The organism is Mycobacterium sp. SM3041, from assembly GCF_039668335.1.
Lineage (GTDB): Bacteria > Actinomycetota > Actinomycetes > Mycobacteriales > Mycobacteriaceae > Mycobacterium.
Genome location: NZ_JAYXBQ010000010.1, coordinates 54,742 through 74,790 on the forward strand (window position 1 = coordinate 54,742; position 20,049 = coordinate 74,790).

The 20,049-nt window shown below is 66.3% G+C and carries 19 protein-coding genes and 1 riboswitch; of the genes, 11 read left to right on the forward strand and 8 right to left on the reverse strand.

Going from position 1 to position 20,049, the window contains the following annotated elements:
• Window positions 1-22 precede the first annotated feature (22 nt).
• The gene (locus VXD91_RS04225) at window positions 23-880 is read left to right on the forward strand and encodes a hypothetical protein (RefSeq protein WP_318985075.1); all 858 of its coding nucleotides are present in this window, start codon (window positions 23-25) and stop codon (window positions 878-880) included.
• Between the two features lie 69 nt (window positions 881-949).
• Here the strand turns inward: VXD91_RS04225 and VXD91_RS04230 are convergent, their stop codons facing one another.
• The 3 genes from VXD91_RS04230 to VXD91_RS04240 all read right to left on the reverse strand — a co-directional run bounded on the left by VXD91_RS04230 (window position 950) and on the right by VXD91_RS04240 (window position 5,531).
• A complete protein-coding gene (locus VXD91_RS04230; RefSeq protein WP_346414769.1) occupies window positions 950-3,265 on the reverse strand; it encodes an arylsulfatase in 2,316 nt (771 codons plus the stop codon).
• 126 nt (window positions 3,266-3,391) lie between these two features.
• Window positions 3,392-4,510 (reverse strand): hypothetical protein, encoded by a 1,119-nt coding sequence (locus VXD91_RS04235; protein ID WP_346414705.1) that lies wholly within the window; start codon window positions 4,508-4,510, stop codon window positions 3,392-3,394.
• Window positions 4,511-4,517: 7 nt separating this feature from the next.
• Entirely contained in the window at window positions 4,518-5,531 is a 1,014-nt protein-coding gene (locus VXD91_RS04240) for an NADP-dependent oxidoreductase (RefSeq protein ID WP_346414706.1), read from the reverse strand.
• Between the two features lie 102 nt (window positions 5,532-5,633).
• On the opposite strand from VXD91_RS04240, the gene VXD91_RS04245 reads away from it, so the two are divergent.
• On the forward strand, window positions 5,634-6,302 hold the full coding sequence (locus VXD91_RS04245) for a TetR/AcrR family transcriptional regulator C-terminal domain-containing protein (RefSeq protein ID WP_346414707.1): 669 nt from the start codon (window positions 5,634-5,636) through the stop codon (window positions 6,300-6,302).
• Between the two features lie 72 nt (window positions 6,303-6,374).
• Here the strand turns inward: VXD91_RS04245 and VXD91_RS04250 are convergent, their stop codons facing one another.
• Window positions 6,375-7,808, reverse strand: a complete 1,434-nt coding sequence (locus tag VXD91_RS04250; protein WP_346414708.1) for a glyceraldehyde-3-phosphate dehydrogenase — start codon at window positions 7,806-7,808, stop codon at window positions 6,375-6,377.
• 167 nt (window positions 7,809-7,975) lie between these two features.
• Window positions 7,976-9,178 carry an MFS transporter gene (locus VXD91_RS04255; RefSeq protein WP_346414709.1) on the reverse strand — a complete coding sequence of 401 codons (1,203 nt, stop codon included), beginning with the start codon at window positions 9,176-9,178 and terminating at the stop codon, window positions 7,976-7,978.
• 70 nt (window positions 9,179-9,248) lie between these two features.
• On the opposite strand from VXD91_RS04255, the gene VXD91_RS04260 reads away from it, so the two are divergent.
• A complete protein-coding gene (locus VXD91_RS04260; protein ID WP_346414710.1) occupies window positions 9,249-11,147 on the forward strand; it encodes a DUF222 domain-containing protein in 1,899 nt (632 codons plus the stop codon).
• A gap of 9 nt (window positions 11,148-11,156) precedes the next feature.
• Here the strand turns inward: VXD91_RS04260 and VXD91_RS04265 are convergent, their stop codons facing one another.
• Entirely contained in the window at window positions 11,157-11,525 is a 369-nt protein-coding gene (locus VXD91_RS04265) for a hypothetical protein (protein WP_346414711.1), read from the reverse strand.
• Window positions 11,526-11,608: 83 nt separating this feature from the next.
• Window positions 11,609-12,388, reverse strand: a complete 780-nt coding sequence (locus VXD91_RS04270; protein ID WP_346414712.1) for a DKNYY domain-containing protein — start codon at window positions 12,386-12,388, stop codon at window positions 11,609-11,611.
• A 111-nt stretch (window positions 12,389-12,499) separates the two neighbouring features.
• Window positions 12,500-12,590, forward strand: a riboswitch (glycine riboswitch).
• Window positions 12,591-12,743: 153 nt separating this feature from the next.
• Here VXD91_RS04270 and gcvT point away from each other — a divergent pair.
• The 5 genes from gcvT (at window position 12,744) to VXD91_RS04295 (ending at window position 17,663) form a co-directional block, all read left to right on the forward strand.
• Complete coding sequence (gene gcvT / locus VXD91_RS04275) at window positions 12,744-13,892, forward strand: glycine cleavage system aminomethyltransferase GcvT (RefSeq protein WP_346414713.1); 1,149 nt, start codon at window positions 12,744-12,746, stop codon at window positions 13,890-13,892.
• A 31-nt stretch (window positions 13,893-13,923) separates the two neighbouring features.
• Window positions 13,924-14,322: a glycine cleavage system protein GcvH gene (gcvH, locus tag VXD91_RS04280; RefSeq protein WP_346414714.1), complete on the forward strand. Its 399-nt coding sequence runs from the start codon at window positions 13,924-13,926 to the stop codon at window positions 14,320-14,322.
• Between the two features lie 118 nt (window positions 14,323-14,440).
• Window positions 14,441-15,817 carry an L-serine ammonia-lyase gene (locus VXD91_RS04285; RefSeq protein WP_346414715.1) on the forward strand — a complete coding sequence of 459 codons (1,377 nt, stop codon included), beginning with the start codon at window positions 14,441-14,443 and terminating at the stop codon, window positions 15,815-15,817.
• Window positions 15,811-16,818 carry a Gfo/Idh/MocA family oxidoreductase gene (locus VXD91_RS04290; RefSeq protein ID WP_346414716.1) on the forward strand — a complete coding sequence of 336 codons (1,008 nt, stop codon included), beginning with the start codon at window positions 15,811-15,813 and terminating at the stop codon, window positions 16,816-16,818. Before VXD91_RS04285 ends, VXD91_RS04290 begins: the two co-directional genes overlap by 7 nt.
• Window positions 16,815-17,663 (forward strand): sugar phosphate isomerase/epimerase family protein, encoded by an 849-nt coding sequence (locus VXD91_RS04295; protein WP_346414717.1) that lies wholly within the window; start codon window positions 16,815-16,817, stop codon window positions 17,661-17,663. Before VXD91_RS04290 ends, VXD91_RS04295 begins: the two co-directional genes overlap by 4 nt.
• Here the strand turns inward: VXD91_RS04295 and VXD91_RS04300 are convergent.
• A complete protein-coding gene (locus VXD91_RS04300) occupies window positions 17,641-18,294 on the reverse strand; it encodes a VC0807 family protein (RefSeq protein ID WP_346414718.1) in 654 nt (217 codons plus the stop codon). The two genes, VXD91_RS04295 and VXD91_RS04300, sit on opposite strands and share 23 nt — an antisense overlap.
• Before the next feature lie 233 nt (window positions 18,295-18,527).
• Between VXD91_RS04300 and VXD91_RS04305 the strand changes: the two genes are divergently transcribed.
• The 3 genes from VXD91_RS04305 (at window position 18,528) to VXD91_RS04315 (ending at window position 19,984) form a co-directional block, all read left to right on the forward strand.
• Window positions 18,528-19,019, forward strand: a complete 492-nt coding sequence (locus VXD91_RS04305; protein ID WP_346414719.1) for a universal stress protein — start codon at window positions 18,528-18,530, stop codon at window positions 19,017-19,019.
• 10 nt (window positions 19,020-19,029) lie between these two features.
• The gene (locus VXD91_RS04310; RefSeq protein WP_346414720.1) at window positions 19,030-19,593 is read left to right on the forward strand and encodes a hypothetical protein; all 564 of its coding nucleotides are present in this window, start codon (window positions 19,030-19,032) and stop codon (window positions 19,591-19,593) included.
• A gap of 94 nt (window positions 19,594-19,687) precedes the next feature.
• On the forward strand, window positions 19,688-19,984 hold the full coding sequence (locus tag VXD91_RS04315) for a DUF1330 domain-containing protein (protein WP_346414721.1): 297 nt from the start codon (window positions 19,688-19,690) through the stop codon (window positions 19,982-19,984).
• The last annotated feature ends 65 nt before the right edge of the window (window positions 19,985-20,049 follow it).

A 20,049-nucleotide genomic window follows, 5' to 3' on the forward strand; every position in this document is an offset into this window, starting at 1 on the left:
TTCCGCTGCCCGAGGAGATGTCATGCCCAGTCGAAGGCGAAATCTGAGACGCATCGTCACGCCGATTCTGGTCGCGTGTCTGTGCACGTTCGGTCTGATGCTGCCGCCGGCGGCGAGCGCCGATCAGTTGTCGAACGGGCTCACCGCGACCTGTACGCCCGACAGCGACGTCCACGTCACGTGCATCATCGGCGGATGTGCTCGCGTGCACGGTGACTACGTCATCGACGCGGTACACATCATGTGGAACGGCATCCAGTCCGAATACGAATTCAAATGCATCAACGGCGCCACCGCACGGTGGGGACATGACAACGGCGGCAAGGCTTTCAAGATCGGCGTCCAGGGCTGCCGCAAGAAGGACTTCGAAGGCGACTGGTGCGGGCCGTGGGCCGACTACAACTACACCCCGCCCGCAAAACCGCAGGAGGCGCCGGTGAATTGCCCGCCGGGATCGAAGACTTCGACGGTGCCTGCGGGACAACAGTGTGAGGCAGCACCCTTGGCGGACATCAAATGCCCGGACGGGTCGCCGACCCCGACGGTGCATGCCGGCCAACAGTGCGCCCCGATTCCCGAGGTGACCGACGCGATTCAGGCGTCGTTCGGCGCTCCGGGTGCGACGAGTATTGCCTTCAATGTCTCGAACACGTCGAATCTCGCGGCAACGTGCAACTATGTCGCCACCACGAACTCGGTGAATCCGTTGGTGCCGCGCAAGACCACCCGGCAGTTCAGCGTCCCCGCCAACGGGAACCACACCGAGACTTTCAGTGGTGCACCGACTTTCTCCACCTACAACGTCGTGCTGTCCTGCCACGACGCCGGCGGTAAGCAGAAGTCGGAGATCGGCCACGTCGAAACGTCGGTGACGTGGTGACCTGACCCGACTCGGGGGCGTCCTGCCACGGTCCGCAATGGCGCGGGCCGTGGCAGGACGGCGTCCGCCTTACGTGTAGGCGACGTGGACGTGGTGGATGTGTCCTTCGAAGGGGAAGGGCGCGCGTTCGCGGTAGTCCATCGACACGGGTGACCCCAGGCAGGTGCCGATGTCGAGGCAGTCGTTCGCGGTGAACAGCAGCGGGGCGCTGATCGGCACCTGTCCGGCGGCCACCGTCTCGCCGTCGACCGCGACGGTGATGTCCAGCGGGCCACCGGGACGCAGCTCGGCGTACTGGGTGGTGACCGTGATGGTGTGCCGGCCGGGCGCGACGGCGGCGTCGGACTGAATCTTGGTGCGTTGCAGGATGAACAGGTTGTACTCGTAGCGGACGTGGCCGTTCTCGAGGTAGCAGGTCAGGCCGCCGGCGCCACTGCCAAGGGCGTACAGGACCCCGGATGCGTTCTCCGGGACGTCGGCGTCGATGGTCACCACGTTGTTCTTGTTGCCCAGTGCCGGGGCGCAGAACTCGGGCATGCGGATCATGTCGCCGGAGAAGTGCCACTCCCGGAACGGCGGCGCGATCCGCAATTCCGGGTGGTACACCGGAACCCACAGCCCGCCACCGACCGGCAGCACGGCGTTTCGGGCCGCTTCGATGGCGAACATCTCCCGCATCTGCGCGAGCTTCTCCGGCAGCTGCGCGGCGAGATCGTTGGCCTGCGACCAGTCTTCGTCCAGGTTGTACAGTTCCCAGACATCCTGATCGGGCGTCCACGTCGCGATGCCCGGGGGTTGCCCCGGCACCCACGGCAACCGCGGCCCACGCGCCGACGCGATCCAGCCGTCGTGATAGATCGCCCGGCTGCCCATGATCTCGAAGTACTGAGTCTTCTTGCCGCCCGGCGCGTTCCGGTCGGCGAGGGTGCGGGCAAAGCTGGCGCCGGCCAGCGGCATCTGCGGTTCGCCGTAGACGGTGCGCGGCGGCTCGATGCCGACCACCTCGTAGATCGTCGGCACGATGTCGTTGCAGTGCAGGAAGTTGTCGCGCGGCACGGTGTCGGCGGCGATCTTCGCGGGCCAGCGCACCGCCAGCGGATTCCGGGTGCCGCCCAGATGCGACGCCAGCAGCTTCATGCCCTTGTACGGCGTGCTGCCGGCCCAGGCCCAGCCCGCGTGGTACTGATTGTCGACCAGGGGAGAGCCCAGGACGTCCAGCCCGCCGAGCTCATCGAGCGCGTCGATGTGCTGGCGCACCGTCGTGGGAATTCCGTTCTGCGCCAACAGCTCTGAGATGGTGCCGTTCTGGCCTTCGCCGGAGGAACCGTTGTCGCCCCAGATGTACAGGAACAGGGTGTTGTCGCCGTAGCCGAGGGCATCGAGTTCGTCGGCGATCCGGCCGACCTGCACGTCGACGTGCTCGGCGTAGCCGGCGGCGACCTCCATCAGGCGCCGCTGGAACGGCTTCTCGTCCTCGGGGATGTCGTCCCACGCCGGCAGGGTCTCGTCGCGTTCGGTGAGTTCGCAGTCCTGCGGAATCCAGCCCTTTTCCTTGGCCCGCTCGAAGACCCGCTGCCGGTAGGCATCCCAGCCGTCGTCGAACTTGCCCGCGTACTTGTCCGCCCATTCCTTCATGATGTGGTGCGGGCCGTGCAGGCAGCCGCTCGCCCAATACATGAAGAACGGCTTGTCGGCATTGAAGGCCTTGTGCCGGCGCAGCCACGAGATGGCGTCATCGGCGAGGTCTTCCGACAGGTGGTAGCCCTCTTCGGGAGTCTTCGGCGGGGCGACCACCGTGGTGTTGCGGACCAGGTTGGGTTCGTACTGGGACGCCTCACCGGCGAGAAAGCCGTAGAAGTATTCGAAACCCAAACCGGTGGGCCAGTTCTCGAACGGGCCGGCCGCGGTGGTTTCCTCTGCCGGGGTGTTGTGCCACTTGCCGAAAGCCGAGGTGGCGTAGCCGTACTGTTTGAGAACTTCGGCGACCGTCGCGCTGGACCGCGGAATCTTGCCCGCGTACCCGTCCCAGTCGTTGGCGAGTTCGGCGATCTGCCCGTTGCCGATCTCGTGATGATTGCGACCCGTCAGCAGCGAGGCCCGCGTCGGCGAGCACATGGCCGTGGTGTGAAACCTGTTGTAGGAGACGCCTTCCGCGCACACCCGGTCGAGTGTCGAGGTGGTCACTTCACCACCGAGAGTGGACGGCAGTCCGGGACCGGCGTCGTCGATGAGGACGATGACGATGTTGGGGGTGTCGTCGTGCAACCGCTTGGGGACGGTCCGCGGCTGGTACGTCGACTCCTGCAGCGTCCGGCCGGCGATGCTGGCGGATGGAACCGGCGGGAATGGCAACACGCCACCGTCCGGCAGTACCGGTGCCACCATACTCGTGTCAGACAACTCGACCCCTCCTTCTGCTGATGCGGCAAGAGACTGCTCCCCGATCCGGGGTCTACTGTGCCGTACGCCACTGACGGTCGCGTCAGCGGGGGAGATCTTTGCCGTGCCGGGTCAGCCCTGGTAGCCGTCCAGGAATCCGGTGAGTCCCGACGGGGCGTGCGGACCGATGGCGATCTGTTCGACGACGCCGATCCCGGTGCGCTCACCCATGGTCGCCTTCACGACGTTCTGCAGGTGCAGCGACGTGAAGTCCGTCGGATCGAAATCGCCCAACCGGATTGATTCCCTGCCGATTTCGTACGGGCCATGATTGGAGCCGTGGCCCCAGTGCGGGTGCCAATAGCCGATACCCCGCATCCGGAACGTATAGAGCTTCTCCAGTTCGATGTGTGTCTCGCCCTCGATGGGATCGGTGAACCACAGCTGGGCCCGCCGGATTTCGCGCCGCCCGGGCTCCCAGTCCAGTTCGTAGCCGATGTCGTAACACTCGCGTACGCCGACGCGACTGCACGGTGACGCACCGTTCGGCATCGGGTCCAGGACCGCGGCAGTCTCCAGCCACCGGCGGCCGTCCTCATGCTCATGGAACGCGTAGTGGGTGAATCGGTCTCCGAAATGCAATGGCGCCCAGAGCCAGAAGACCTGGAACGGCATGGGTTGGCGCAACACGGCGAGCTGTTCGCCGACCGGACGGATGCCCCACGACCGATCCCGGGTGCCCGGCACGTCACCGGCTCTGACCGCAAGGTCCTCGCCGTCGACGCTGATGATCCCTTCCCACGACCCCCATTGCGTCAGCCTGGTGTGGTCGGTCAGCACGATGCCTTCAGCGGTGCGGCGCTGTTGACGTGGCTCCTCCACGGCCACGGTGGTGGCTCGGAAGGTCAGGTCGCAGGATATGTTCTGCTCGTTGTCCTCGACGACATAGCGGATGGTCCGCAATGGTTCGGCGACTTCGACGCGGAAGGGGCCGATGGTCGCCGACCGGTCCAGGGGCATCGCGCCCGAGGCGAAGATCGAATGTTCGACACCGTCTTTCACGACACTGAACGCGGCGTCGATGATGCCGCGAACGGGGTAGTGCCCCATGGCCGCACCGAAGTAGAAGTCGCCGTCACGCTGGTGGCCGTTGAACCAGTAACGGTCGTAGTGGTTGGGGTCACCGCTGGCCGGCACGCCTACCGGGTCTGCCGAGGCGTGAATCGGATAGTCGTCAAAGGGCGTCAGCACGGCGGCGTCACCGCTCCGGGTCGTTGATCTTAACCAGCATCTTTCCGATGTTCGCCCCGGTGAACAGACCGTTCAGCGCGTCGATGCTGGATTCCAGTCCCTCGTAAACGGTTTCGCGATGCACCAGCAGGCCCTGCTGTTCCCAACCGCTGAGCGCGGCGAAGGCCTCGTCGAATCGTGCCCACTCCTCGAGTGCGATGAAGCCCTGCATCGTCGAGGCCGTCGACAGCAGGTTCACGTAGTTGGACGGACCGGGGTGGTCGCCGTTGAGGTACGTCGTGATGATGCCGCACATGACCACCCGCGCCCGGTGGGCGAGGTTGCCGAGTGCGGCATTGAGAATGTCGCCACCGACGTTGTCGAAGTAGACGTTGATGCCGCCCGGACAGGCCGCCCTCAAGGCGGCCGGGAAATCGTCGGCCTTGTAGTCGACGCAGGCGTCGAACCCGAACTCCTCGACCACGACGCGACACTTCTCCGGGCCGCCCGCAATGCCGACGACGCGCGCGCCGGCGATCTTGGCGATCTGCCCGGCGACCGATCCGGTGGCGCCCGCGGCGGCCGAGACGACGACCGTCTCGCCCGGTTGGGGCTTTCCGACGCCCGTCATGCCGAAGTAGGCGGTCGCCCCGGTGGGGCCGTAGATCGACATCACCGCGAGAGGGTCGGTGTACCCGACCACCGGCGTGCTGAACAGGTCGTCGCGGATGATCGCGTAGTCCTGCAGGCCGGTCAGCGTGGTGACCAGGTCACCGACTTTGTAGGCCTCGCAACGAGATTCGACGACCTCGCCGATGCCGGCCACGCGCACCACCTCACCGAGCCCCAGCGCCGGGAGGTAACCGGGTTCGCCGTCCAGCCAGGTGCGGGCAGCGGCGTCGATGCCGACATAGGTGGTCCGCAGCAGTGCTTCACCCTCTGCGGGGACCGGTGCGGGCGCCGTCACCATCTCGGTGTCGTCGGGGGAGACCAGACCGTTGGGGCGGCGCCGCAGCAGGATCTGACGGTTTTCTCGGTTCATCGTGTCGTTTCTGTGGGTACCGGCGAGTTTTCATATTGATTATTAAAAGTCCTCTCGGTTATCGTCAACCCCGAATATGGAAGTGGTCGCCAGGAGAGTCCGATGAGCGTCAACAACGCAGCACCCCGCCGGGGGCGGCCGCCGCGTGTCGACCAGAGTGCCATTGCCGCAGCGGTTTTGGAGATCGGCACCGAGAACGCCACCATGCGCCGGGTCGCCGAGCATCTCGGTATCAGCCTGCCGGGGCTCTACCATCACGTGAAAAACCAGCACGACCTGCTGCGCCTGGCCACCGTCAGTGCCCTGACGAACTCACCGCCGCCGCGGTACACCGGCGGACACTGGGCGACCTGGCTCCGCGACTATGCGTCCTACATCCGGACAGTGCTGGCCGCCGAACCCGCGCTGGTGGAGAAGTTCGTCAGTGGTGCGGTCGGCCATGACGTCGAGATGGAGTACACCGCCGATGCAGTGGAAGCGCTTGCCGCGCAAGGTTTGTCGCCGAGCGACGCCCTCGCGGTGTGGGCATCGGTGAGTACCATGGCAGTCGGCAGTGTCACCGAGGCCCATCGCGAATACCTGTACTCGGAGAGCGGGCAGCCGTGGCTGGCCCGGATTCTCACGCTCACCGCCAAACGTTCACCGTCGGAGTTTCCGACGTTGCGTGCCATCGCGAAATCAGGTGACGACCCGTTCGGTGACGAGGCCTTCCAGCATCGAATCACGTTGCTGCTGACCGGTATCGCCGCGCATTACGGGCTGCCCCTCTAGCGCCGAAACGGCACTCCGGCAGAGCAAGTCTCGTGAACTTGCCTGCCGGAATGCCGTTTCGGTGGAAGTGGATCAGCTGCGCGGGTACGTCGGGTATTCGATACCCGAGAGGAACTGCACGACGCGGACGACCTGGCACGAGTAACCGAACTCGTTGTCGTACCAGCAGTACAGGATCGCCTGGTCGCCATCGACGATGGCCGCGTTCGCGTCGATGATGGACGCCGCACGCGAACCGATGAAGTCGCTCGACACCGCGTCGGTGGCCGCGGTGTAGTCGAGGTTGCGGCTCAGCGGGCCCGACAGCGACGTCTCGCGCAGGTGCGTGAGCACCTCGTCCTTCGTCGTCTCCTTCTTGAGCTGCAGGCTCAGGATGGCGATCGAGACGTCGGGCGTGGGGACGCGGATCGAGTTGCCCGTGATCTTGGCCTTGAGCTCCGGCAGGGCCTTGGCGACGGCCGAGGCGGCACCGGTCTCGGTGATCGTCAGGTTCAGCGGCGCGGAACGGCCACGACGGTCGGCCTTGTGGTAGTTGTCCAGCAGGTTCTGGTCGTTGGTGAACGAGTGCACCGTCTCGACGTGGCCGCGGATGATGCCGAACTTCTCGTCCATCGCCTTGAGCGGCGGGACGATCGCGTTGGTGGTGCACGACGCACACGAGAAGATCTGCTGGCTGACATCCTGGCCGAGGTGGTTGACGCCGTGCACGATGTTCGGCACGTCGCCCTTGCCCGGCGCGGTCAGGACGACCTTCGAGACGCCCGGACGCAGGTGCTGCTCGAGACCCGCGCGGTCGCGCCACTTGCCGGTGTTGTCGATGAGGATGGCGTCGTTGATGCCGTACTGCGTGTAATCGACCTCGGACGGGTCGTTGGCGTAGATGAACTTGATGACGTTGCCATTGGCGATGAGGAGGTTGTTCTCCTTGTCGACCTTGATGGTGCCGTTGAAGTGTCCGTGCACCGAGTCGCGCCGCAGCAGCGAAGCGCGCTTCTTCAGGTCATCGGCGCCGCCGCTGCGGACCACGACGGCGCGGAGGTTCAGGCCGTTGCCGCCGCCGGCCTTCTCGACGAGCAGTCGCGCCACGAGGCGACCGATCCGGCCGAAGCCGTACAGGACCACGTCGCGCGGGCCCTGCGGCTCGGCCTTGTTCTCACCGGTGACGTCGGACAGCGCGTCGGCGACGAAGTCGGCGACCGAGAGGCCACGCTCATCGGCGCGGTAGGCGTGTACCAGCAGGCCGAGATCGATCTTGGCCGGACCCAGGTCCAGGTTCGCCAGCGCCTCGAGGAACGGGAAGGTCTCGACCACCGACAGCTCTTCGCCGGCGATCTGCCGAGCGAAACGGTGGGTGCGCAGGATGCTGATCACCGACTTGTTCACCAGCGACCGGCTGTGCAGCAGGACGGTGACGCCGCGCGTGCGGTGCAAGGTGCCGACGATCGGAATCATCGCCTCCGCCAGGGCTTCCTGGGTGTTCCAATTGGCAAGTTCTGGTGTATTCAACTCATCTGTCCTACGGGTCGCTTGGCCGATCGCGCTGAGCAGCGCATTCATGTTAGCGATCGGCATTTCCGGTTCTGCAGGTCGTCCCGCTGGCAGGGCACGTAGGGGTTGACAGGCACGCGGGCGCGTGCGCCGAACAGGCCTCACCCAGGTGTTTCAGCGCGGCGTCAGCGTGTGGCCGGCTGGATCCGCCGCAACACCGGCACCAAACCGGCGAGCGCCGCGATGTTCGCCACGACGATCAGGGCCATGGTGTAGCCGGGGGAGATGTCGTAGACGGCACCGAGCAGGCCGCCGGCGATCAGCAACGCGACGCCCCGCAACAGGGCCAGCCAGCCGAAGGCGATGGCCCTGGTGTTTGCCGGCACGAGCTCGGTGACCACCGATTTCACCGTGGAATCGAGCACGCCGTTGACGACACCCCAGACCGCGACGCCGACCCAGACCAGGGTGCGGTCACCGGTGAAAGCAATCGCCGAGCACGCGGCGGCGAGGGGAACCGCGAGCAGCACGATCGGTCCGCGCTTGTCGTACACCCGGCCCATCACCAGACCCGCTGCGCCGTCCACCGCCATCGCGATCGCGAACAGGATCGGCACCTGGGCGTCGGTGAGCAGTCCGGTGCGCTGGGCATGGAACGCCAACAATGGGAATGATGCGACGCCGCATGACAGCAGGCCGATCGCGACGACGTACTGCCAGAACTGGGCGGGCAATCGCTTCGGCACCGCGGGGCTGCCCGGGGTGGATTCCGTGGCTTCGCGAACGGCTTCTTCTTCGTAGCTCCGCGGGTCGGGAACGCGAAACCGAAGCCAGCCCAGCAGGACCAGGACCAGGACGCCGGGAACGATGAGTACGCCGAACGCCATTCGGTAGTCGCCCGCGTGGGCGCTCAACACCGCCGCGAGCAGCAGCGGCCCGGCGATGGCACCGGTCTGGTCGAGGGCCTGGTGCACGCCGAACGCGCTGCCGCGCCCGGTGCTCGTCGACGCATGCGACAGCAGAGTGTCCTTCGCCGGCGAGCGCACCGCCTTGCCGAGACGCTCGGTGCCGTACAACAGCAGCGCTGGAACGAGAGATCCGGTGACGCCGATCAACGGGACACTCAGCACGGTCAGCGCGTAGCCGGTGATCGTCCACGTCCAGTAGTGCTGGGTGCGCGAGACGGCATAGCCGGCGACGACGCGCAGCCCGTATCCGATGAATTCGCCTGCGCCGGCGACCAATCCGACGACTGCGGCGGACGCGCCGAGGGTCGCAAGATAGGGGCCGATGATGCTGCGGGCGCCTTCGTACACCATGTCGGCGAGCAGACTCACCACCCCGAAGACGAGGACGAAGTGCCAGGGCTTGAGCGGTCGGCCGGTCACGCACCGATTGTGCACGGGACCCGGCGGCAATACATGGCACGTGTCCGACCCGTCTGGCATAATCGTACATATGTTCGAACATGTGGGTGTCGGGGCCGGCGGTGTGCTGGTTCACGATGCCTCTGTGGTCGATGCGGTGGTGCATTTCGCGCGGGTGTCGAATGTGGCCGAGTGCGGGAAGTTCCGGGCGATCGCTGATCTGGTGGCGTTGCGTGTCGATGACGAAGATGGCCGGCAGTGGTGGGCCTGTGATGGGTGGGATGCTGCGGTCGCCGAAGTCGGGGCGGCGCTGGGGATCGGGAAGCGCGAAGCGTCGGGGCAGTTGTCGATTGCGGTCGCGTTGCGGTTCCGGTTGCCGAAGGTGGCGGCGGTGTTCGCTGATGGTGGGGTGTCGGCGCGGACGGTGGGGACGATCTGTTGGCGTACCCGTTTGGTGGAGGATCCCAATACGCTGGCGGTGATCGATGTTGCGTTGGCGGGGGCGTTGTCGGAGTGGGCGGGGTTGTCGCGCAAGAAGATTGAGCGCAAGATCGATGGTTGGGTGCAGAAGTTCGACCCGGCCGCGGTGTTGAAGGTGCGCTCGGCTGCGCGGCGGCGTGGGGTCGGGGTGGGCAAGCCCGATGATGAGACCGGGGTGGCCTCGATCTGGGGTGCGCTGTTGGCCACCGATGCCGAGTTGTTGGATCGGGTGCTGGACGAGATGGCCCGGCAGGTGTGTGAGGACGATCCGCGGACGTTCGGTCAGCGGCGGGCTGACGCGTTGGGGGTGTTGGCGGTTCGTGGGGATCGGTTGGTGTGCCAGTGCGGCGATCCGGATTGCCCGGCGGCTGGGCCGGATGCGCGGGCGGCGGCGGTGGTGATTCATGTGCTCACCGATCAGCTGCCGGTGCCGGTGACTGACCCGCTGCTCAGTGGGGACCCGGCCGCGCCCCCGACCCCGGCACCGACCCAGCCTGCACCTGAGCCGGTGTTCACACCCGAACCTGAGCCTGAGCCCGCGCCGGCGGATGACGTGGCGCCGATGCCCGCGCCTGCACCGGCGGCCGATTCGCGGTCTGCCCAAACCCTGACTCCTGCTGGGGTCGAACGGGCCGGCGACAGCACGTCCACGCCAGTGCCGGCCAGCAGACCCGCGCATACACCTGCTCCGGCGGCTGAGTCGGCGCCCACCCCTGAAGCCCATGCGGCGCACCCGCCGGTCCCGACTTCCGCTCCGACTTCCACCAAGCCCCCAGCGCCGGTGCGCACCCCGGTCGGTTATGTCCTCGGCGGTGGTGTGGTGCCCCCGGCGGTGCTCGCGGACTTGGTGGCTCGCGGCGCGAAAGTCCGCACCGTGGCTTCGGCTGCGGATCTGGCTGAGGTGTCGCGGTATCGGCCGTCGGCGGCGATGGATGAGTTCGTGCGGGTGCGGGCCATGACCTGTATGTTCCCGGGCTGCGATCAGCCCGCCACCGCCTCCGATGTGGACCACACGATTCCGTGGCCGGTCGGGCCGACGCATCCGGGCAACCTGAGCCCGAAGTGCCGCAAACACCATCTGCTGAAAACGTTCTACGGCGGGCCGGATGGGTGGCAGGACCGTCAACAGCCTGACGGGACGATTGTGTGGACCGCACCCACCGGTCACACCTACATCAGCGTGCCCGAAAGCCGGATCCTGTTTCCTCGCACGGTCACCGACACCCCGCTGCCGAACCCGCCACCAGAGGACACCGATCTGGACACCACCGCGGCTCCTGGCCGGGGTGTGATGATGCCCATCCGGCGCCGCACCCGTGCCCAGAACCAGGCTCAGCAGATCGCCTACGAGCGCGCCCTCAACCAGGCCGACATCGACGAACGCGAAGCCGCACAAGAAGCCTTCGCCCGCCAACGCAAAGAACGCCAAGAACGCGAAGCCGCAGAAGCCGCCCAAGCCGCGGCGGCCGCCGAATCAGCAGAGCAACAAAACATCCCACCGCCGCAGTGAGGCAGATGGCTAGTGTGCGTGGTCGAACAGAACCAAGGTGTCGGCCAAGTTGCCGTCGACGAAGTAGGCGCGGCAGGTGAAAGGGTCACGAATCGTGCCGCCCGCTTCGGCCTTGGCGTCGACCATTCCCGACACGTTCCACACGGTGATGCGGCTGTGGTCAACGCCTTTCAGCGGTTCGTCGGTCATCAGCGGAAACATGTCCTGCCCATCCGTCTCCAGCGTGCCGGCAACTGAGCGCACGTCGGAAAGCTGAGCCGAATCGGGCGATGCCAATTGCTTGCGCACGTCGGCTTGGCATCTGTCGCGGGCCACGTCTTGCGCGCGCTGCGGCTCAGGCCTGGCGAGGCCGAACCCGTGTGTCTTCATGGCGATCATCGCCAGGACCGCCCCCGCAAGAACACACACCGCTCCGATGACGAGGAACCGGCTCGGTCGGCGCGGTTCTCCATGGTCAGCTGTCATGGACCGAACGTAACCTGCGTCCCGTCGCATCCCGTCACGGACTTGCCGGGTGGGAACTTTTGCGGATCGACATCCGGGATGACGGTGTCCCAGCGATACGCGCGCTGGGCGTCGGCGGCGCAGCCCTCATTGGCGGTGTCGTACAGGACCCGGAAGGTATGCGGATCGGCGCCGGCGATCACCCGGTCTTGGTAGTAGGCCCGCTGATTGTCGACGGCGTAATTGAAAACGCTGTCGTTGAGTCGGCGGAAGGTCGCCGCGTCCGCCCCGGGGATCGCTTCGCATCGGTAGTACACCGCGTGAATATCCTTGGTGTAGTCCAGGTTTCGGTCGTCGGGGGTGATGCGCAGGATCTCGAAGTGTGCGGGGTCGTCCGAAATCTCGCGGTCCTTGCAGTAGACGGCACCGCTGTCCTTCGCGAGATCGCTGTTGATCGTCTCGAAGTGGTCGGGGTCGCCGCTGAGGGGCAGGGTGCCGGCCCAGATGTGGTTGCGGTCCTTGGCCCAGCCGTAATTCAGCCAGTCGAACGTGGTGACATCCGCACCGGCGATCCGAGCCCCGCGGTAGTAGGCATGCGCCTTGTCCCGCGCGTAGCCGCTGGAGAGCTTGTGGAAGGAGCCGGCGTCCGCGCCGGCGACTTCGCGAGGTGACGAGTCGATGCCGCCCGTCCAGTACACCTTGCCATCCTCGACGTAGTAGCCGCCGACGACCTTCGGGCTACAGGCAGGCGTCAGGAGCACTGCCGAGACAGCCAGCGCGCTAACCCATCGACGCACCTGCCCACCTCCTGTCGGTCCCAGGATTAGACGTTCGCACAAACACGCGGGCCGTGCACCTATCTATCGAGATGACAGGCTACGATTGCCGCAGACAACTCAATACGCCGACAACGCGCTGTGGGAGAACCCCCGGAAACGGGGCGCCGTAGGAGCAAGTCCTCCCCGGGAATCTCTCAGGCCCAAATACCGCAGCGTCGAGGCAACTCTGGAGAACAGTGCGGATCAGCAGATCCGCGCTTACCGAAGGTGAACGGCGCTTACGCGTCAAAACTCTCAGGTTTCAGGACAGAGCGGGGAGGTGCTACCCAACGACGCGTCGAGCAGTCGACGCCCCGCGAACCGGAGTCACCTCATGTCTGTCCGTACAATAATTGGTAAGAACCACAACAGCTTTCGTGACCGCACTGGTCCGGCATCTCCGCTGTTGGCCGAACACCGCGCCCTGGCAGCTAGTTTCACCGACTTCGCCGGGTGGGAAATGCCACTCAAGTACGGCAGTGAACTCGAAGAGCACCGGGCGGTACGCGAGGCGGCGGGCCTGTTCGACCTGTCGCACATGGGTGAGGTCGCGGTCACGGGACCGGAAGCGGCGGCAGCACTGGACTTCGCGCTGGTCGGTGAGGCTTCCAAGATTGGTGTGGGGCGGGCCAAATACTCGTTGATGTGCGACGCCGATGGCGGTGTCATCGATGACCTTGTGGTGTACCGGCTGGGCACTGACGCCTTCCTGGTCGTTGCCAATGCGGCCAATGCGCCGACCGTGGCCCGCGAACTGGTCAGGCGCGCAGCGCAATTCGACGCGATTGTCGATGACCAGTCACTGGCGACCGCACTGATCGCGGTGCAGGGACCGGCGTCCGAGGCCATCGTCAGCTCGCTGGTGCCGCACCGCCGGAGAGCCGCCGTTGCCGAGCTCCCGTACTACGCGGTGATCGATGCTCAGGTGGCCGGCATCGACGTGCTGCTCGCGCGCACCGGCTACACCGGGGAAGACGGCTTCGAGCTCTACGTGCCCAATGGTCAGGCCGTGGCACTGTGGCGAGCGCTGCTCGCAGCCACCTCCGAGGCCGGCGGCGTACCCGCGGGTCTCGCATGCCGCGACACGCTACGGCTGGAGGCCGGCATGGCGCTCTATGGGCACGAGCTCACCGCGGACATCAACCCTTACCAGGCAGGCCTCGGCAAGGTGGTGCGCCTGGGCAAGGACTTCGTCGGATGTGATGCGCTGCAGCAACTTTCCGCGCAGAACGGCCAGCGGGTGCTGGTCGGACTGAAGGGCGATACCCGACGCGCCGCGCGGTCCGGCTACACCATCCATCACGACGACGAGGCGGTGGGCACCGTGACCTCGGGCACGCTGTCGCCGACCCTGGGATACCCCGTCGCGCTGGCCTATCTCGACGCCGCGCTGGCGGAACCCGGCACCAGGGTGCAGGTCGACGTCCGAGGGCGAAAAGAGCCGTTCGAAGTCACCCCGGCGCCGTTCTACCGTCGCCCCTGAATACGAGACGACCACTTCAGGAAGGACCACCATGGCCACCAACGTCATCCCCGACGATCGCAGCTACACCGAGGAGCATGAATGGGTACTCATCGCGCCCGGCGCCGCCCTTCCCGACACCCCGGTGCGGGTCGGCATCACCGCGGTCGCGGCCGCGGCCCTCGGTGATCTGGTGTACGTCGACCTGCCCGAAGTCGGGTCCGCCATCACCGCCGGCGAGACCTGTGGCGAGGTCGAATCGACCAAGACCGTCTCCGAGCTGTACCCGCCGGTGAGCGGCACGGTCACTGCGGTCAACAGCGCCGCGGTCGATGATCCCAGCATCATTACCGCTGACCCCTACGATGCCGGTTGGCTCTTCGAGGTGCAGCCGACCGCGGCCGGAAACCTGCTCACCGCAGCCGATTACGCCGCACGCAACGAGGAATAGCCATGAGCATCTCGGTCGTCGCGGCCGCTCCGCTCGCCAACGGTGCCGCCGATTCCGGACATCTCGACCCGCAGGTGCGTACCCTGGCCGAACAGTTCCCGCTCTACCCGGAGTTGTAATGGCGATCAGCGTGTTCGACCTGTTTTCCGTCGGGATCGGGCCGTCGAGTTCACACACCGTCGGCCCGATGCGGGCGGCCGGCATGTTCGTCGACGAACTCATCGCCCGCAAGACGATCGACGACGTCGTCGATGTTCGAGTCGATCTGTACGGGTCGCTGGCGGCCACCGGCGGCGGCCACGGCACGATGCCCGCCATCCTGCTCGGACTGGAGGGCTGCCGTCCCGAGACCATCGAGACCGACGAGATGGAACAGCGGCTGGCGGCCATCAGGGCCAACGGTACGGTCCGGCTGGGTGGCCGGATCGAGCTCCCTCTCGCCGAATCCGACATCGCCCTGCACCCGGCGCAGCAGCTCGACCGTCATCCCAACGCGATGACGATCACTGCCCGTTCGGCCGACGGCGAAGTGCTCTTCGGCGAGACGTATTTTTCTGTCGGGGGTGGCTTCGTCGTCACCGAAGACGACTTGGCGCAGCCACCCGAATGTGGCAGAGATGCGGACACTTTCACGTCGGCGGCAGAACTCCTGGCGATCACCGACCGCGAGCGCATCCCCATCAGTGCGGTGATGATGAGTCAGGAATCGACGACGCGCACCGAAACCGAGGTGCGTCGACAGCTGCTACACATCCGCGATGTGATGCTCGCGTGCGCGACCAACGGCATGTCCCGCGACGGCTACCTGCCCGGAAAGCTGATGGTCCGCCGGCGAGCCAAGGACTGGTTCGTCCGGCTGAGCGCGGAAGACCCCGGGCGCGACCCGGCCTTCGCCGAGGACTGGGTGAACCTGGTGGCACTGGCGGTGAACGAGGAGAACGCCTCGGGTGGTCGCATCGTCACCGCACCGACCAACGGTGCCGCCGGCATCATTCCGGCGGTCCTGTACTACGCGCTGCACTACACCGCGGCGGGCAAGGCCGATCCCGACGACGTCACCGTCCGGTTCCTCCTGACTGCCGGCGCCATCGGATCCCTGTACAAGGAACGCGCATCGATCTCGGGTGCAGAGGTCGGCTGCCAGGGCGAGGTCGGATCGGCGGCATCGATGGCTGCCGGTGGCCTCGCCGAAATCCTCGGTGGCACACCACAACAGGTCGAAAACGCCGCCGAGATCGCGATGGAGCACAGCCTGGGCCTGACCTGCGATCCGATCGGAGGTCTCGTGCAAATCCCGTGCATCGAACGCAACGCCATCTCGGCGGGCAAGGCCATCAATGCCGCTCGCATGGCACTGCGCGGTGACGGCACCCACCGGGTCAGCCTTGACCAGGTCATCGAGACGATGCGCGCGACCGGCATGGACATGAGCTCCAAATACAAGGAAACCTCGACCGGTGGCCTCGCCGTCACCGTTAATGTCGTCGAATGCTGAACGACATCACGGCCCCGCCGGTGCGCATCGGCATCCTGGGCGCCGCCCGGATCGCGCCGCTGGCGCTCGTCAAACCGGCGAGGGGCCGCAGCGACGTCGTCGTGGCGGCAGTGGCTGCCCGCGACACTCAGCGGGCCGACCAGTTCGCCGCGCGTCACGGCATCGGTACCGCATATGGGAGTTACGACGCGCTGATCGCAGATCCCGAGGTGGACGCGGTGTACATCCCGCTGCCGAATGGTCTGCACGGCAGGTGGATCCGGGCCGCCCTCGACGCCGGTAAGCATGTGCTCTGCGAAAAACCGTTCACCGCCAACGCAACTGAGGCCCAGGACATCGCACAGCGGGCGGCGGCGTCGGACCGCGTGGTGATGGAGGCGTTCCACTACCGCTACCACCCGCTGGCTCTACGCGTCGAGGAGATCATCGCCTCCGGCGAGCTGGGGAAGCTGCAACACGTCGAGACGGCGATGTGCTTTCCGCTGCCCAAGTTCTCCGACATCCGGTACAACTACGCGCTCGCCGGTGGCGCGACGATGGACGGCGGGTGCTACGCCATCCACATGGCGCGCATCTTCGGCGGCGGCGGTACTCCCGAGGTCGTATCGGCGCAGGCGAAACTCCGTGACGGGCACGTCGATCGCGCGATGACCGCCGAATTGCGTTATCCCGCAGGGCATACCGGCCGCGTGCGCTGCAGTATGTGGTCGACGAGCCTGCTCGCGATGAGCGCGCGGGTCATCGGGGAGCACGGCGAGCTGCGGGTCTTCAATCCCGTGCTGCCCCAGATGTACCACCGCCTCGCGGTCCGCAGCGCGAACGGCAAACGCGTGGAACGATTTTCACGACGAGCGTCCTACAGCTATCAGCTGGACGCCTTCGCCGGTGCGGTACTGCGCGGTGAACCGGTCAAGACGACGCCGAAGGATGCGGTCGAGAACATGACCGTCATCGATGCCGTCTACCGGGCCGCCGGCCTTCCGGTGCGGCAGCCGGCATGAGACCGACTGAGGATCGGCTCGGTATCGAGGCGCTGAGTGTGTTCGGCCTGCCGCCGGTCGAATTCGTGGATCTGGCCGCGGATCTCGGGTGTCGGTACATCACGGTCTTCCTCCGGAATCTCGCCGTGCTGCCACTGGGCTATCCGCCGTTCGCGCTCATGGACGGCAGCCGGCTGCGGGCTGACCTGCTGGCCGCCATGCATCACCGCGGCGTCAGCATCTCGCTGGGTGATGGATTCCTGGTGCTGCCCGGCGCCGACATGCGGTCATTCGCAAGGGATCTCGACCTGATGGCCGAGCTGGGGGTGCCGCGCATCAATGTGGTCAGCCTCGACCCGGATCTCGACCGCACCTGCGATCAGGTGTGCACGCTGGCGGAGCACGCCGCCGAGCGGCAGATCGAGACTGTCGTCGAACCCGTGCCGGGCCTGACGATCGGCGATCTGTCGACGGCACTGGCTGTGCTCCAACAGGTCTCGCGGCCCGATGTCCGGCTCCTCATCGACACCATGCACCTGGTGCGCTCGGGTTCGGGCGCCGACGAAATCTCGGCGATCGCTCCCGACCAGATCGGTTACGCCCAACTCTGTGACACCACGCTCACGCCGCGGACCGACAACTATGCAGAAGAGGCCATGTTCGAACGCATGGTGCCGGGGGAGGGCGAGCTGCCGCTGCTGGAAATCCTTGCGGCTCTTCCCGACGACGTCGTCATCGGACTGGAAGTCCCGCAACGCGCGCCGGCGCTCGCCGGCGTCGGTCCGGCAGAGCGGCTCAGACCCTGCGTCGAAGCGGCGCAGGGTCTGTTGCGGCAGCGTCAGCTCAGCCGGCGAGGGTCTGCTTGAAACGGCGGACCATGAGAGCCACCACCGCGCCGAGGACCAGGACGACGACCGAACCGACCACGTTGACCAAGCCATTGGCGACGTCGAACGGGAACGTGAAGATGATGCCGAGCAGGATGGCGACCTGAATCAGCAGGCCGATGCCGACCACGGCACTCAGCCGGATGTGCAACGCGTGCAGCGCGGTGGTCGGGGTGTGCGCCGTGGCAGCCGGCATGAAGCGGGCCGCGACGAAGTGTGTCATGGGCTTTCCGAGCAGGCAGCTCGCCAGGAACACCGCCGCCGCCACGCCGCCGACGAGCGTCTGCCCGGCCAGCACGAGCCGGGGGTCGGTGGTGACCAGTGCGACCGCCAGGGTCAGGCCGAACATCAACATGAGATACCCGGAATACGGATCGAGCTGACGTGCTTTCACGAGCCCGTATGCCACCGGGATACCGGCGACGACCGTCGCGGCCAACAACGCGAAGTACTCGGAATGCCCGGTGGCACGGAGGCCGTAGAAGGCGACCAACGGGCTCCCGATCTCGAGAACGGTCCGCATGATCACGCGGCGTTTGGCAGCGGATCGGTCGGCGTCCGGGCGGTCGACCGGCTCCGGTCCGATGGTGTCGATCGACATGGCGGTCATGGTGGTGTCCTTCCCGGACGAGTCGGTGGCTTCGCGGTTCAGCGATGCCTACAGCGTCTCGCTCGGGCCGCCGCGGGTCTGTCCGGCGACCGGCCGACGTGGGGGAGGAAATCGATGTCCACCGATCGGGGGAGGCCTCGGCAGTGCCTAACCGCGATGCGCGTCAAAAGCCCACGTCAACCGGCTTGTTCGCGTTAGTGTCGTCACGACGTCACTCCCGTAAGGAGACAGCCATGGGCACCTACCGGACCGTCCTCGTCGGAACTGACGGCTCAGACTCGTCGATGAAGGCCGTCGAGCACGCCGCAACGTTCGCCGCTCAGCAGGGCGCGAAACTGGTGATTGCGACGGCCCATTTCCATGAAGTCGAAAAGGGCAGCTGGGCACGGGCGGCCGCACCTGAAAAGGCCAGTGATCGCCGTGCGGAGGACGTACTCGGGCGTGACGCCGGTTACCGGGTGCACGGTGACGCGCACGTGTACGAAATCCTCCGCGACGCAGCCGAACTCGCGCGTGGTGCGGGCGCGCAGGATGTCGTGGAGCGGTCGGTGATCGGTGCGCCCGTCGAGGCGTTGACCACGTTGGCGCGAGACGTCGACGCCGACCTGATCGTCGTCGGCGATGTCGGACTGAATACGACAGCGGGACGTCTGTTGGGCTCGGTGCCTGCCGATGTTGCGCGCAAGGCCAAGATCGACATCTTGATCGTGCACACCGTCGACTGACCTGGTGCCCATGTCGACGCACGACTACGCCACCTACGAGGAGTTCGGCCGAAAGTTCTTCGAGGTCGCGGTCACCGCTGACCGTGTTGCCGAGGGCTTCGGCACGATGGCCGGCGACACCTTCGAGCTCGGGCCGTTTCATGCCGGGCCGGCCGGGATCGCGCGGGTGACGGCGCGGGTCAGCATCGAGCAACCACAGGTGACACGCAGAGACGGCGACATGATCGCGTTCGACGTTCGCATTCCGCTGGACATCGATCTGCTCATCGACCTGCGCGTGGACCGCTCCCGGTTCGAGGTGACGGGCGAGATCGCGCTGATCGCGACCGCGCGCGCCGCCGAACCGCTGCTGTTGATCATCGATATCCCGAAACCGCACCGCAAAGACATCACCGTCAACGTGACGTCCCAGACGCTGCGGGGCGAGCTCCTGCGGATCGTGGCCGATGTCGACTCGGAGATCAAACGCGTCATCGCCAAGCAGGTCGGCCGCCGGATCGACGCGCCCGAAGCGCAGCAGGCGAAGGTCGTCGACATCGGCAAGCGCATAGCCAGCGCGTGGACCGGAGTCTGACCGCCGGCGCCCCGGCCCTGCCATGCTGAACGCATGGTGCAGTGTCGCGGTGGTTCTCGACACTGACCGCGCCGACGTCGGGTAGTTTCACGCCATGACGGTGTATGCCATTGCCCAGCTTCGCTTTACGGACCGACCCGCCTATGACAGGTATCAGAGCCGATTCATGGGCGTGTTCGCGAAGTACGCGGGAACCATCCTCGCCGCCGACGAGGCACCCGTGGTCATCGAAGGTGACTGGGACCGCGAGAAAGTCGTGCTGATGTCGTTTCCCGACGAACCGTCGTTCCGTGAATGGGCGGATTCGCCTGAGTACCAGGAAATCTCGGTCGACCGACGGGCCGGGTCCGACGCCGTCGTCCTGCTCGTGAAGGGAGTCGGCGCGCCATAGGGCGGAACGCCCCAGGTCCCAGTTACGGTGCCGGCCATGCCGGTTGCTGCAGTGTGCACTGTGAA